Origin of the sequence: Methylocaldum sp. GT1TLB (genome assembly GCF_051027445.1) — a bacterium.
Lineage (GTDB): Bacteria > Pseudomonadota > Gammaproteobacteria > Methylococcales > Methylococcaceae > Methylocaldum.
Genome location: NZ_CP194898.1, coordinates 524286 through 538938, shown reverse-complemented (window position 1 = coordinate 538938; position 14653 = coordinate 524286). Strand labels below are relative to the sequence as shown.

At 57.5% G+C, this 14653-nt stretch carries 13 protein-coding genes; 2 read left to right on the top strand and 11 right to left on the bottom strand.

Translation table 11 applies throughout. From position 1 onward, the window contains the following. Window positions 1-4: 4 nt before the first annotated feature. From typA to def, 11 genes are all read right to left on the bottom strand, one after another. Entirely contained in the window at window positions 5-1825 is a 1821-nt protein-coding gene (typA, locus tag ACR2R1_RS02355; protein ID WP_077731595.1) for a translational GTPase TypA, read from the bottom strand. 75 nt (window positions 1826-1900) lie between these two features. Next, window positions 1901-2635, bottom strand: coding sequence for a glycosyltransferase (locus ACR2R1_RS02350; RefSeq protein WP_434112497.1), 735 nt, complete (start codon window positions 2633-2635; stop codon window positions 1901-1903). Window positions 2636-2868: 233 nt separating this feature from the next. After that, window positions 2869-3267, bottom strand: coding sequence for a rhodanese-like domain-containing protein (locus ACR2R1_RS02345; protein ID WP_077731596.1), 399 nt, complete (start codon window positions 3265-3267; stop codon window positions 2869-2871). A gap of 53 nt (window positions 3268-3320) precedes the next feature. After that, on the bottom strand, window positions 3321-3908 hold the full coding sequence (locus ACR2R1_RS02340) for a class I SAM-dependent methyltransferase (protein WP_077731597.1): 588 nt from the start codon (window positions 3906-3908) through the stop codon (window positions 3321-3323). A 15-nt stretch (window positions 3909-3923) separates the two neighbouring features. Next, window positions 3924-5297: a Trk system potassium transporter TrkA gene (gene trkA / locus ACR2R1_RS02335; protein ID WP_077731598.1), complete on the bottom strand. Its 1374-nt coding sequence runs from the start codon at window positions 5295-5297 to the stop codon at window positions 3924-3926. Window positions 5298-5357: 60 nt separating this feature from the next. Continuing rightward, window positions 5358-6722: a sigma 54-interacting transcriptional regulator gene (locus ACR2R1_RS02330; protein ID WP_133718543.1), complete on the bottom strand. Its 1365-nt coding sequence runs from the start codon at window positions 6720-6722 to the stop codon at window positions 5358-5360. A gap of 3 nt (window positions 6723-6725) precedes the next feature. Beyond that, window positions 6726-8912: a sensor histidine kinase gene (locus ACR2R1_RS02325; protein ID WP_347257385.1), complete on the bottom strand. Its 2187-nt coding sequence runs from the start codon at window positions 8910-8912 to the stop codon at window positions 6726-6728. Then, window positions 8894-9451 (bottom strand): DUF4390 domain-containing protein, encoded by a 558-nt coding sequence (locus ACR2R1_RS02320; RefSeq protein WP_077731601.1) that lies wholly within the window; start codon window positions 9449-9451, stop codon window positions 8894-8896. The genes ACR2R1_RS02325 and ACR2R1_RS02320 overlap by 19 nt, the downstream gene beginning before the upstream one ends. Continuing rightward, complete coding sequence (gene rsmB / locus ACR2R1_RS02315; RefSeq protein WP_347257386.1) at window positions 9451-10746, bottom strand: 16S rRNA (cytosine(967)-C(5))-methyltransferase RsmB; 1296 nt, start codon at window positions 10744-10746, stop codon at window positions 9451-9453. Before rsmB ends, ACR2R1_RS02320 begins: the two co-directional genes overlap by 1 nt. Beyond that, a complete protein-coding gene (gene fmt, locus ACR2R1_RS02310) occupies window positions 10746-11669 on the bottom strand; it encodes a methionyl-tRNA formyltransferase (protein WP_347257387.1) in 924 nt (307 codons plus the stop codon). Before fmt ends, rsmB begins: the two co-directional genes overlap by 1 nt. A 115-nt stretch (window positions 11670-11784) precedes the next feature. Further along, window positions 11785-12321 carry a peptide deformylase gene (gene def / locus ACR2R1_RS02305; RefSeq protein WP_434112494.1) on the bottom strand — a complete coding sequence of 179 codons (537 nt, stop codon included), beginning with the start codon at window positions 12319-12321 and terminating at the stop codon, window positions 11785-11787. A 194-nt stretch (window positions 12322-12515) separates the two neighbouring features. Here def and ACR2R1_RS02300 point away from each other — a divergent pair, with 194 nt between their 5' ends. Together ACR2R1_RS02300 and dprA are read left to right on the top strand one after the other, a co-directional pair. After that, a complete protein-coding gene (locus tag ACR2R1_RS02300; protein WP_077731605.1) occupies window positions 12516-13541 on the top strand; it encodes a LysM peptidoglycan-binding domain-containing protein in 1026 nt (341 codons plus the stop codon). Then, entirely contained in the window at window positions 13538-14653 is a 1116-nt protein-coding gene (gene dprA / locus ACR2R1_RS02295) for a DNA-processing protein DprA (RefSeq protein WP_077731606.1), read from the top strand. The genes ACR2R1_RS02300 and dprA overlap by 4 nt, the downstream gene beginning before the upstream one ends.

Genomic DNA, 14653 nt, shown 5'->3' with positions numbered 1-14653 from the left:
TGCATCAGGCGCCCGCCGCACGGGTGGCTTTTTTGCGTTCGTGTTCCAGAAGCAGCTTTTTTCTGAGTCGAACGGATTTCGGGGTCACCTCCACCAGTTCGTCATCGTCGATGAACTCCAGAGCCTGCTCCAGACTCAGTTTGATGGGCGGAGTCAAAATGATGTTCTCGTCGCTGCCGGCGGCGCGGATATTGGTCAACTGCTTGGCTTTGGTGGGGTTCACCACCAGGTCGTTGTCGCGGGAATGGATGCCGATGATCATGCCCTCGTAGACTTCCGTGCCGTGCTCGATGAACAGGCGTCCGCGTTCTTGCAGATTGAACAGCGCATAGCCCAGGGCCTTGCCTTCCACCATGGAAATCATCACACCGTTGATACGCTGGCCGATATCGCCTTTCTTCACCGGGCCGTAATGATCGAAGACGTGGTACAGAAGGCCGGTGCCCGAGGTGGCAGTCATGAATTCGGTCTGAAAGCCGATCAGGCCGCGTGACGGCATCATGTATTCCAGCCGTACCCTGCCCTGCCCGTCCGGCACCATGTTCAAAAGATCGCCCTTGCGCTCGCCCAGTTTCTCCATCACCGCGCCCTGATTCGCCTCCTCCACTTCGATGGTGACGAATTCATAGGGTTCGCAGAGCTCGCCGTCGACCTCCTTGATGATCACCTCGGGACGCGACACGCCAAGCTCGTAGCCCTCGCGGCGCATGTTTTCAATCAGGATGGAGAGATGCAACTCGCCGCGTCCCGAAACCTTGAATTTGTCGGGATCGGACGTGTCTTCCACGCGCAGGGCAACGTTGTGCAGCAGTTCCCGCTGAAGACGTTCGCGAATTTGCCGCGACGTGACGAACTTGCCCTCCTTGCCGGCAAAAGGCGAGTTGTTGACCTGGAAGGTCATGCTCACGGTGGGCTCGTCAACGGTCAAAGGCGGAAGCGGCTCTACGCAATCGACGGCACAAATGGTGTCGGAAATCTCCAGCGCATCGATGCCGGTGAAGGCGATGATATCGCCGGCATTCGCCTCGGGCACTTCGACCCTTTCCAGCCCCTTGAATCCGAACACCTGCAGGATACGGGCGTTGCGCTGCTTGCCGTCGCGGCTGACGACCACCACCGGGGTGTTGGTCCTGATGGTGCCGCGCTGGATGCGGCCGATGCCGATCACGCCCACATAGGAGCTATAGTCCAGCTGGCTGATCTGCATTTGAAAGCCGCCCTCTTCGTCGACCACGGGCGGATGCACCTTTTCGATAATGGTTTCGAACAAGGGGTCCATGTTGCCTTCGCGGATATCCGGGCTGTGGCCGGCATAGCCGTTCAGGGCGGATGCGTAAATGACCGGAAAGTCGAGCTGCTCTTCGGTCGCTCCCAGCCGATCGAATAAATCGAAGGTCTGGTCCAATACCCAATGGGCGCGCGCTCCCGGACGATCGATCTTATTGATGACGACGATGGGCTTGAGCCCCAGGGCGAACGCCTTTTGCGTCACGAAACGGGTCTGCGGCATCGGGCCGTCTACCGCATCGACCAAGAGCAGCACGGAATCGACCATGGACAAAACGCGTTCGACTTCGCCGCCGAAGTCGGCGTGGCCGGGGGTATCGACGATGTTGATGTGATAGCCGTTCCAGTCGATGGCGGTGTTCTTGGCCAGAATGGTGATACCGCGCTCCTTCTCCAGGGCGTTCGAGTCCATGACCCGTTCCTCCACTTTTTCGTGGGCGGCGAACGTTCCGGATTGCTGGAGAAGCTTATCGACCAGGGTGGTCTTGCCGTGGTCTACGTGGGCGATGATGGCGATATTGCGAAGTTTTTCGATCATAAATCGGAAAAAGGATGGATGGTGGGGGCGGGGAGCCGGGTAAAACCGGTTATTCTACCAGATTTTAAAGCTCACTCAGTCCTGAGCGGACGCACCGCTTTCGCCCTGCTGGACATGCGACCAGTAACCCCAATCCAGTCTGCGCCAGCGGGCAGGAATCAGGTCGCAATAAAGGAATAAGCACCGGACAACAGAGTGAAGCGTCTTGCGGAACACGCCCCGCTCCAGACGACGATGATCCATTGCATATACGGGCAGATCCGGTGCGAACGCGGTGCGGTAGCCGGCGCGTTTAATGCGCCAGACCAGTTCCGAATCTTCGTTGCAAAGCAGATCGGGATCGAATCCGCCCACCTCCGTCACGATATGGCGCCTGACCAGCAAATTGGAGCCGCTCGCCGCAGGAATTCCCATTTTGTGAGATATCCATTGCCCGTGGGCGAACCAGCGGTAATATCGGCGAAATCGATTGTGCGACAGTTTTGGACCGTAGACGCAGTCGAATTCCGCATATCCGGCGAGTGCCCGAAAGTAGGTTGGTGGGAATACCACGTCTGCGTCCGTAAACAAGACCCATCCGGTTCCGGCCAACTCCATACCGATCTGACGAGCTTCCGATATCGTGCTTTTCAGCCTCACGATTTGGGTGAACTCCGGCGAACGGTGGCGAGCGACGATTTCCGCAGTTCGGTCGTCCCCGGCATCCACAACAATGAGACGACAACGATCCGGTAACGACGCCAGAAAATGAGCGATGTTTTTCTCTTCGTTCAGCGTCGGCAGCACAACCATGATATCACTCGATTGCATGAAAACCCCTCTGATCCCTTCTCTATCGTTTTTGCGATGCATGAGGCGACTATCATTAACATCGCCATGTTGCAAAACGAAGAACGGTAGCCCGTTTAAAGCGGTTTATCGCAAGTCGAGCCTTTGATATACGGATATGGACGCAGGGTGTGAGCGAAGCTCCTATCGGATGTCCGCCTCCCCCGTTTCCATGTGCGCAAAGGCGTTTAAAGTGACGGGCTCTTTCGTCCCTATCAGCTTTGCTCCCAAGGAAGCCCATGATAACGCCAGCCGCCGACGCTGCTACGATGTTTCTGTTCGTCGAGAGGGCCTTCGAAGCCTTGCTCGATATTCGTAAGATCCGAATAGCCTTCGGCTGCCAAGGCATTGGCGGCATCGAGCGAACGCTGCCCGCTGCGGCACAATAAGAAAATCGGGGTATCGGCGTTCGGAGCGATTTGGCGAACGCGATTTACGAAGTCCGGATTGGGCTTCCAGTCCGGCGCCCATTTCCACGGAATGTTGATGGCGCCGCACGGATGCCCGACATAGGAGAATTCCAAAGGATCGCGGACATCCAGCAGCACGGCGCCGCTTTGTTCCCTGAAAGCATTCCACGCGTTGGGCGGAGTTAAGCTTTTTACAGACGACATCTTGGTACTCCTGAAGAGTTGATTCACGTGAGCAAGGTACCGCTACACGGCGCCTATGCCTTTTGCCCCACAAAAAAAGCCTCGTTGCGACTGCCTCGGTTCAAATCGCCGATTTGTCCTTCTTCCCGATAAAACACGAGTCTGAGGCTGCCAAACAGCCGAGGCAGTTCGTTCGTATCGAGAAGAAAAGCCGGATTTGTAGGCCCGATCCCGGCAGCTTTGTCTCGTGTGTAAGTCTGATAGAAGAGCAAGCCGCCGGGTTTCAGCGCCTTTGTAATAGCCAAGGTCAAAGACCGTTCCAAAAAGCGGCTGATGACGATGACGTCGAAGGATTCCGCCGTGGGAGGCAGCTCGACCACGTCTCTGGTCTCGGCACGGAGACCCAGACCGAGCCGTCGGGCATGGACGTTCAGCCGGCTGATCGCCTCCGGAGAAATATCCCATGCCTGGGTCTCCAGCCCTCGCCGCGCCAGAAACAACGCGTTTCCTCCCAGCCCGCAAGCCAAGTCCAAGGCGGTTCCGGATTCAGGGAGAAGATGCGCATTATCCGCCAAAACCGGTGCCGGCTCGGGAATCGCGTCGCCGGCTCCCCGGTAGATCCGGTCCCATTTGTCTCGAATCGGAAACCCGTCGTCGGTCATAGATAATCTCCGGAATCAGACCGGTACATCGGTAGCTTGAAAGATTTGTTCGACCATGGGAATAAGTTTCTTGTCGAGTAGGAACATGATGACGTGATCACCCTCCTCGATCACCGTGTCGTGGTGAACCTGAATCACCTCGTCCCCCCTGACCAAGGCCCCCATCACCACGCCCGGCGGAATGTTGATCTTGTCGATGGGTATGCCGACCACCTTCGAGCTGCCGCGGCGCCCGTGGGCGACCGCTTCGATCGCTTCCGAGGCGCCATGCCGAAGGGAGTGGACCTGAACGATATCGCCGCGCCGAACATAACGCAGCAAGGCGCTGATGGTCGCCTGCTGCGGAGAAAGGACGAGGTCCACCAGTGAGGAATCGACGAGGTCCGCGTAAGCGCTCTTGTTCACCAGGCTGATCACCCGGCGGGCACCCAGGCGTTTGGCCAACATGGCGGACAAAATATTGGCTTCGTCGTCGTTGGTAATGGCGCAGAAAATATCGGTGTTCTCGATGTTTTCGCTGAGCAGAAGCTCCTTGTCCGAAGCATCGCCCGCCAATACCACCGTATTGCTCAGATCGGCGGCGATTTTCTGGGCGCGCTTATAATCCTTTTCTACGAGCTTGACCTGATAACGCCCCTCCAGCGCTTGAGCCACGCGCTTGCCGATGTGCCCGCCGCCGGCGAACATCAGTCGCTTGTAAGGCCGTTCGAGCTCTCTGAGCTCGCTCATGACCGCTTTGATTTCTTCGGACGATGCGGCGAAAAATACCTCGTCATCCGCCTGAATAATGGTTTTTCCGTTCGGGATGACAGGCAGGCCGTTTCGAAAAATTGCCGTGATGCGCGCATGGACATTCGGCATGTGCTGATGAAGCTCGCGGATTTCCCGCCCGACCAGCGGCCCGCCTTGATGGGCCCTGACCGACACCAGCCGGACGCGGCCTTCGGCAAAATCCAGGACCTGAGAGGCCCCCGGATACTTGAGCAGCCGCTCGATGAATTGCGTGATGATCTGTTCCGGGCTGATGACGACGTCGATAGGAATGGTCTCGGGCGAAAAAATGCCCGGATAACTGAAATATTCGATGGCGCGGACCCGGGCGATCTTTCGCGGAATCTTGAACAGGATATCCGCCATCTGGCAGGCCAGCATATTGGTTTCATCGTCGCTGGTGACGGCGATGAGCATATCGGCCTCATCCGCCCCGGCTCGCTTCAATACCGTGGGATGCGCCGCATTGCCCTGAACCGTGCCGATGTCGAACCGGTCTTGCAAATCCTTCAATAAGGCGGGCTGCGTATCGACCATGACGATATCGTTAGCCTCGCTCGCCAAGCTGGCGAGCACGCTGCTTCCGACCTGCCCGGCGCCAAGTATGATTATTTTCATTATCGAGAGCAGAAGTTAGAGAAACTAAGACAGGAAACGGCAAATTCGAGAGCCGCGATGCTATCGCTTTTCTCTGAATTTGATCCCAAGCGAATTGAGCTTGCGATACAAATGAGTACGCTCGAGGCCGATGGCATGTGAAAGACGGGCAACGCTGCCGCTGTATTTTTCCAGGTGATACTCGAGATAAGCCTTTTCGAACCGTTCGCGCGCCTCTTTGAGCGGCAGGTCATAGAAATCGGGCTGGCCCGCGGCTGGGCCGACTTCGCCCAAGGACTCGCCGAGCGCCGCCTTCACTTCGTCCAGCTCTACCTCTTCCCCGCTGCCCAGGATCAAGAGGCGCTGCACCAGATTCTTGAGCTCGCGGATATTGCCATGCCACGGATAATTCCGCAAAAAGTTCTGGACCGGAACGGGAAACTTCCGGAACGGCAATTTCTCCCGGCTCACGAAGTAATCCACATAAAACCGCAGCAGCTCGGGCACATCTTCGCTGTGTTCGCGCAAGGGCGGAACCTTGAGCGTGACGACGTTCAGCAGGTAATAGAGCTCGCGCCGGAAACGGCCGGCCCGCACCTCTTCTTCCAACGATTTTCGGGTCGATGCGACGATGCGGACATCCACGTTGATCAGTTCACTGCCGCCCACCCGCGAGAATGAACTCGATTCCAGCGCGCTGAGGAGGCGCAACTGCGTCTCCTCTTCCATATCGGCCACTTCGTCGAGGAATAACGTTCCGCCGTGCGCCTGCTCCAGCAATCCGTAGTGAATCCGGCCGTCTTCCATCCTGCCGAAAAATTCCACCGCCGAGAACTGCGGCGCGATCGTGCCTACGCCCACGTCCACGAAAGGGCCGTCGCGCCGCGCGCTGTTGGCATGAAGATAACGCGCCAGGGTTTCTTTCCCGGAACCGGGCTCGCCCACGAACAAGACGCGGGCGTCGTGCTGCGCCAAACGCTTGATCTGATCGCGGAGGCGCTCCATGGCGGCGCTCTTGCCGACAGGTTCTATCGGGATGTCCACCCGCCGCTTCAATCCGATGTTTTCCCGCTTGAGCCTGGCGTTTTCCAGGGCCCGCTCGACGGTAACCAGGAGTTTGGCCAGGGACAACGGCTTTTCAAGAAAATCGTACGCGCCCAGCCGGGTCGCTTCGACCGCGGTTTCAACCGTCGCGTGCCCGGACATCATGATGACAGGGCAAAGCTGGTCATCCCGGAGCCACTCTTTCAGCAGAGTGATGCCGTCCTCGTCCGGCATCCAGATATCCAGCAATATCAGATCCGGCATGCGTTCCGCCCTGAGCTTGCGCGCAACGCTCGCGTTCTCGGCCGCGGCAACCCGATAGCCCTCGTCCTCCAGAATCTCCTGGAGCAATTGGCGAATGTCCGGCTCGTCGTCCACCACCAAAATATTCGCTTTGACCACCGCTTATACCTCCATCGCTAGCCCGCGCACCGCAGCCGTTTCGGTTGCGATGGGCACTCGTATGATAAAGCGCGCGCCTTCACCGCGCCCCGAAACCAGCCGGATGCTTCCCCCATGCTCCTCGACAATCTTCTTTACAATGGCCAATCCCAAACCGGTACCCTTCGATTTAGTCGTTACATAAGGTTCGAAAATTCGGTCAGCCTGCTCGGGCGGAATACCGGGCCCGGAGTCGTGCAACTCGATTTCGACGTAATGATGACGGTTTTCCTCGATCAAACGCGTCTGAATGCCCATTTTACCCGACACCCCCGGTGCCATGGCTTCCTGCGCGTTCTTGATCATGTTGTGCAGAACCTGTCGAATTCTGATCGGATCGGCGTATATCGGAGGCAAAGTGGGCTCCAGATCGAGTTCGAACTCCAAACCGGATTGAGGCGGATAAAGCGCCACGACTTCCTCGATCAAAGCATCGATATCGATCCGTTGCAACTGGATAATGGATGGTTTGGCGTATTCGGAGAAGGCATTGACCATGGTCTTCATGGCCTCGACCTGTTGCACGATGGTACGGGTCGCGCGATCCAGAACCTCGGCTTCGGCCGTCTCCAGATTCTTGGACAGCTTGTGCTTGAGACGCTCGGCCGAAAGCTGAATCGGTGTGAGCGGATTTTTGATCTCGTGTGCCAGACGCTGAGCCACTTCGCTCCATGCCGCCTGACGCTGGGCCTGGATCAGTGCGGTGACATCGTCGAACACCACGACGGCACCTTGCGACTCACCGTCCGAACCGAATAGCGGCGTTCCGCGGCATAAGAGTTCCTGCCGGCCTTTGGGCCCGAGGAAGGGAATTTCTTCGCGCCAGACGCTATTTTCCTTTTCCAATCGATTTCCAACGATTTGCATCAAATCAGCCAGATGCGGCTGCGCTTCCGTCAGCTCGCCGATCGTAGCGCCGACGCTCTTGTCGAGTTCGGCGTGAAGAATGGCATTCGCGGCCTGATTGGCGGTCAGAAGCCGCATCGACTCGTCGAAACTCAACACGCCGGAGGAAAGGTTCGCCAATACGGTTTCCAGATAGGCGCGCTGGCGTTCGACCTCCTGCCGGGAATGCTGCGCCTCGTCTCTTGCCTGGGCGATCTTCTGCGTCATGGCGTTGAACGACTCGACCAAGAAGCCCAGCTCATCCTTGCGTTTTACCGGCAAGCGCTTCTCGTAATTGCCTTGGGCCACGGCTCTGGTGCCCTGGGCCAAATACCGGACCGGAGCCACGATGCGGCGGATGCTGAGAAACGCGGACCACATCGCGGCTAAAAGACTCAGAAGGAGTACCAGAGACAGGGTCAGGGAAAACGTCAGCTTCAATGACCCCCGCAGAAAGGTAAGCTCCTTGTAGTGAACATAAGCCGCCTCGACCGTTTTCGCGAGATCGGCCACACGCAACGGTACCGGATAAATGCCTTGAAGGTATTGCGCGTCATCCCCTGCGATGGATACGACCGCCCTGATTTGCAGGCCGTTTCCGACGTCGGGTTCGAGACCTACGTACGATTTGCCTTGCTTCACCTGCAACAAGACGCCCGTTTCCGGAAAGTCCGGAATGATTCTTCCGGTTTGGCTGCCGATAAAGCCCATAATGCGGCCTTGCTTGGAAAAAACGGTGAGCTCGCCGTCCTCGGCATGGCTGCGCAGCTCTGCCAAGCGAATAGGCACAAGACCTTCCGGCGAGCCTTCCAAGCCTTCCGCCATTTGCTCGGTTTGCTTCAAGACGGCTCGCATACGCTCGTCCAAAGCGGCTTGTCCCAGTTGCAGCGCATCCTCCATGGCCTGGTCGACGCGGACATCGAACCAACTGTCGATGCTCTGCTGAAGGAATTGCATGGAGTAATAAAAGACTATGGTGGCCGGGGCCAGGCTCAGCAGGGTGAACAGAAACACCATGCGGAGCGTGAGATTGGAACCGGCCGCCTTCCGCCTCAACTGTTTCAGCAGCCAGTAGACGTTGGCGCCCACCAATCCCAGAAGCAAAACCGATCCCAGCGAATTGATCAGCACCAGCCAGGAATACATCTTTCCGAGCTGGGACGCGTCTTGGGTCGCCGTACTCATCAAATGAAGCGATGCCAAGAGCGCCGAAAACAGCGCCAGGATCGTTAAACTGAGCGGTGGCTTTAATCTGCGACGCGCCATCGGTACCAGGAACTCCCGAGATACCAGCTTGGGGAAACGTAGGCAATCGGACGCAAAGGAAGCGGCAAGGATTCTATATCCAGATCTACCGACAGGCTCGCTTCGTAGCTATTGCCCTCGACGATGCGATCGGCCGGCAGCATGAACCAGCCCCGGATCGCGCCCATGGCTTCCAGCAAGGCCGTCAGACTCGCAAAGCTTTCGGTATTCCCGCCCGCGTGAATGATCTGGAACGACCTCCCTAAGGGATGATAGAGAATCCGGAACTTATGGATTTCACTCAAGATCGTTTCATTTAACCAATAATGCCGCTGACGCTTGATCTTGAGCCGAACAGCCAAAGTCAGGGGAACTCCGTGTCTCAGGGCTTCGAGGGCGGACTCGCTGAAACGGTAGTCGATATCCGCGTTTAAAACGAAGTTGGTGCCGGACGGCACAAGCTCGGCGCGTATGATCCGAAATCCGTAATCCGCGCACACGGCATCGAAGGCCAGTAAAAGGCCGACAAGAAAGCTCCATTGACTCAGACGTTGGAGCACTAGCTGGTTTTCACTATGCGAGCGTAATAAAACCCATCCATTCCCTGATCGCCGGTCAATATCTGCCGGCCATGGCTTACCGCCTCCCCCCAAGTCGCCTCGATGGGCACTTCCCGTGCGTCGGAATGATTCTCGAGGAATTCGGCGATTCTCACTTCGTTTTCTTGCCGCAAGATGGAACACGTAGCGTAAAGCAGCAATCCGCCGGGCGCCAGCATCGGCCAAGTGGCATCCAAAATAAGCCGCTGCAAGTCCAGCAACCCGCCAATATCGGAAGGCTTACGCAATACCTTGATATCCGGATGACGCCGTATGACCCCGGTAGCGGAGCAAGGCGCATCCAACAAAATCCGGTCGAAAATCTGCCCGTCCCACCACGCTTCGGGATCCGTGGCATCGGCAGTCAGCACCCTGGCGTTCAGCCCGGCGCGCGCAAGATTATCGTGAATCCTGGCAACCCGCTCGGGGGAAATATCGACTGCAACCACTTCCTTCAAACCGGAACAGGTTTCGAGGACATGCATCAATTTACCGCCGGGAGCCGCGCACACATCGAGCACCCGCAAACCCGGCTTCAGCTCCAATAACGCAGCGGCTAACTGGGCGGCACTGTCCTGCACGGATACCCAACCCTCCGCGAACCCCGGCAGCCTCTCTACCGCCGTAGGGCTTTCCAACACTACGGCACTGTCGCCGACCGGGGAAGCATAGGCCGAAATGCCTGTCTGCGCCAATCGTTCCAGGTAAGCCGCCCGCGATATCGCCAGGCGGTTTACCCGCAAAACCATGGGAGGAGCGAGATTGTTTTGCCTCAGAACCTCGGTGTATCGACCCGGCCAGTCTCGCTGTATCTGCGAGGCCAACCACTCCGGGTGAGCTTCGGCAACGACTTTCTTTTCCTCAACCCGAGCTTCCAGCGTCGACTGCTCCCGAAGATAGGTGCGCAAAATCCCGTTCAGTAGCGGCTTCGCCCAGGCCTTCCGCCGTGCCGCCGATACCGTTTCGGCCACCGCCGCATGAGGCTTTACCCTAGTGTACTTGAGTTGATATAAGCCGAGCATGGCCAACATCCGGAGATCCAGGTCCTTGATCGGTTTCCGCGTCAGCAACCCGAGCAGATAATCCAGCCGCCAATACCAGCGCATGACGCCGTAGCACAGGGCTTGCACGAAAGCGCGGTCGTTTTCCCGTGGAATCTTGGGCAGGACGGATTCGAGCGCGTGCGTGAGGGTTTTCTGTTCTCCCACCACCTGAACGAGTACATCCGCCGCGAATACGCGTGAATTCGACTCCATCAGCCGAAGCGTTCCGATCTAACCGGATGCGCGTTCAGAAATGCCTGAGCCGTCATCCGCCTCCCTCCCGGAAGCTGAACTTCCAGCAGCCGGAGTACTCCGCTGCCGGTGGCGACATCCAGGGTCTTGCCGCGATCAAGAATCGTTCCCGGCTCGGCCCCCGCGGGTTCATCCAGGCTCTCAGCCCGCCAAATCCGTAAGATGTCTCCCCGGTAAAGTGTCTCGGCGACCGGCCAGGGATTGAATGCTCTGATCCGGCGCTCCAGGTCGATCGCCGCCATCGTCCAGTCCAAACGCGCCTCGTGCTTTTCCAGCTTCGCCGCATAGGTAACTTGGGTTTCGTCCTGAACCTCGGGCCGCACCGTCCCTGCTTCGATTTCGGGCAATATTTCCGCGAGCGCTTCCGCGCCGAGCCCGGCCAGGCGGTCGTGCAGCTCTCCAGCCGTTTCCAAGGGCGCGATCCTGCAGCTCTTCTTATGCAACATCGGGCCCGCGTCGAGACGCGGCTCCACGAACATGATGGTAATGCCGCTTACCTCGTCGCCGGCGAGGATGGCCCGCTGTATGGGCGCCGCGCCTCGCCACCGAGGCAGTAACGATGCGTGAACATTGACGCAACCTAGACGGGGAATCTCCAGAACCGCTTTGGGCAAGATGAGGCCGTAAGCCACCACCACCATCAAATCAGCATCATGAGACCTGAGCCGCTCCTGTTCCTCGGGGTCCTTCAGCGTAGTCGGCTGAAAGATGGGTATACCGTGAGACTGTGCCAACTGCTTCACCGGACTCGGCTTGAGCTTCTGGCCCCGGCCCGCCGGGCGATCGGGCTGGGTATAGATCGCACAGACATCATGCGGCCCCTCCAAAAGCATCTCGAGGGTAGGAACGGCAAACTCCGGTGTGCCGGCGAAAACGATCTTCATAAGATGGAAGTGGCGAATTGCAAAGACGCAGCTACGTGCCGCTGCGTAAACCAAAAGAAGGACCCTCTCCGCCCGGAGCGAATCCTACTCCCCCGAAGTATCGGGAGACTTGAAATCAGACGACTGCCCGTGTTTTCTGCGGCTGCTGTGAGGTCCGCTGCCGCTGATCCTTTTTCAGTTTCTTACGGATAAGCTGGCGTTTCAACGGCGAGAGATAATCGACGAACAACTTTCCATCCAGATGGTCGATCTCGTGCTGGATGCAGACTGCGAGGAGGCCATCGGTTTCAAGTTCGAAAGCATCGCCATTGCGGTCCAATGCACGAATCTTGACCGTCTCGGCGCGAGTTACCTTTTCGAAAACACCGGGAACCGACAAGCAACCCTCATCCATTTCCTCGCTCCCGTCCTTCTCCACGATCTCGGGGTTGATCAGGCAAACCGGGGTGTTCTTTTCCTCGGACACATCGATGACCACGATGCGTTTTTGGACGTTGACCTGCGTTGCGGCAAGACCTACGCCGGGAGCGGCGTACATCGTTTCGAACATGTCGTCCACAAGCCGCTTGATCGACTCGTCGACCACGGGCACGGAAACCGCTTTCTTGCGGAGCCGGTCATCGGGAAATTCAAGAATGGTTAAGATGGCCATAACGTTTATCGTGGACGCTGAATACCTAAGTCAATGGAATTCTAACGAAATTCAACTAGACTTTGAACGCCGTTCCTTAAGACTCGATTGGTTTTTGAAAGTTGCACATGCCTTATCGCGAACAAATTCTTGCAGTGAGTCCAGCGCTTCCCACACTCGAATGGCCGCGCCATGCGTGATGAGCAGGAGACAAGATGACGCTTCGAATCATTATCGGTATTGCCTTATCGTTCGTCGTCGGCACGGTGTCGGCCGATCACATTCAGCTAAATCCGAATCATCCGGACCGATACACCGTAGTCCAGGGAGACACGCTATGGGGCATCTCCGGTAAGTTCTTGAGCAAGCCCTGGCAGTGGCCGGAAATTTGGCAAAACAACCCCCAAATCGCAAATCCGCATCTTATTTATCCGGGCGACGTGATCGCCCTGAGCTACGTAAACGGCGAGCCCCGCCTGCAAATCGAAACGCCGTCCGAAGTACGCCTGAGCCCGGAAGTTCGAGTCAGCCCGATCGCCCGAGCCGTGCCGCTCATTCCCATGGACGCGATCCGTCAGTTTCTGAGTAGACCCAGGGTCGTCAACAAGCGCGAATTACAGGATGCGCCATATATCGTGGCGTTTGTCGACGAGCATATCGTGGGAGGGATCGGCGACGGGATTTACGTGCGTGCGGTCGAAGACGGCACGAACCAGGCATTTACCTTGTTCAGACCGGGCCCGGCCTACCAGGACCCAGTTACCGGCGACATTCTCGGCTATGAAGCGATCTACGTAGCCGACGCCCAACTGCAACGTATCGGCGACCCGGCAACACTGGTGTTGACCCGCGCCCAGCGCGAAGCCATTATCGGCGACCGGCTCATGCCGGTCGAGCAAGAAAAAATCGAGCTTTATTTCCAGCCACGTGCGCCCGAGCAAGATATCGAAGCCCATATCATCAGTGTCTTGGATGGGGTCTCGCAGATCGGCCAATACCAGGTCGTGGTGATCGACAAAGGAACCGCCGACGGCATCGAAACCGGACACGTTCTCGACATTTATCAAAGCGCACGTCCGATACGGGATATCGTAAGCCAGAGACCCGGCGAAACCGTGGCCTTGCCCGACGAACACGCCGGCTTGTTGATGATCTTCCGCCCCTTCGAACGCGTCAGTTATGCGCTGGTCATGAACGCAACACGTGCGATACACGTGTCAGACATTGCTGCAACCCCTTGACGACAGGCTGCTCCGCGGAAAGCTTAGAAGACCTGCGCTACTGGCTGGCACTGCATCGAGCACCGCTCATCGGAAGCCGGCGGTTCTGCGCCATTCTCGCCCATTTCCACAGTCCTAGAATACTCTTCGAAACCAAGGCGGCTGATCTAGCCGCCTTAGGTCTTAAAGAAGAAACCATCGTCTATCTCTGCCATCCGGATTGGCTGGCCGTGGAAGCCGATTTGCAATGGCTGAGTGCGTCGGGCCACGATTGCCTCACGCTGCACGATCCTCGATATCCCGCGCTGCTGCGCGAAATATCCGATCCGCCCCCGCTGATCTTCGTTAAAGGGGACGTTTCGGCCCTTTCATTTCGCCAGATTGCAGTTGTCGGCAGCAGAAATCCGTCGCCGTCCGGTCGGCGGATTGCGCGAGAAATCGCGTCAGGCTTAGTCTCCGCTGGCTTTGCTGTCACCAGCGGGCTGGCATTGGGGATTGATGCCGCCGGGCATTCCGGAGCGCTCGAAGCGGGCGGTGTTACCATAGCCGTCGCCGCCACGGGATTGGACCGAGTATATCCGTACCGTCATCAGAATCTGGCACACGAAATCATCGCCCAGAACGGAGCCTTGGTATCCGAATTCCCTCCCGGAACCGGCCCCAAGGCCGATCATTTCCCCCGTCGGAATCGTATTATCAGCGGCCTTTCCTTGGGTACCCTGGTCGTCGAAGCCGCGCCGCGGTCCGGATCCTTGATCACTGCACGTCTCGCAGCCGAACAGGGACGCGAGGTCTTCGCCGTACCCGGCTCGATTTACAATCCGCTTTCCCGCGGTTGCAACGAATTGATAAAAAACGGAGCAAAACTGATCCAAACGGTTGAGGATATCGTCGAGGAATTCGAGGCGCGATTATCCGTCCAAGCCTACAAACCTTCGTTCAAAACCGATTCGGACGACAACCAACCCCATATGGAACTCTTGAAATATATTGCGTACGACCCAACCTCTGTGGATACTCTAGTGGCAGCCACAGGAAAAACGCCGGAAGCTATCGCCTCGATGCTTTTAATGTTGGAACTGCAAGGTCATGTTGCCTCTACACCCGGAGGATGCTACTTCCGGACCCAGTAA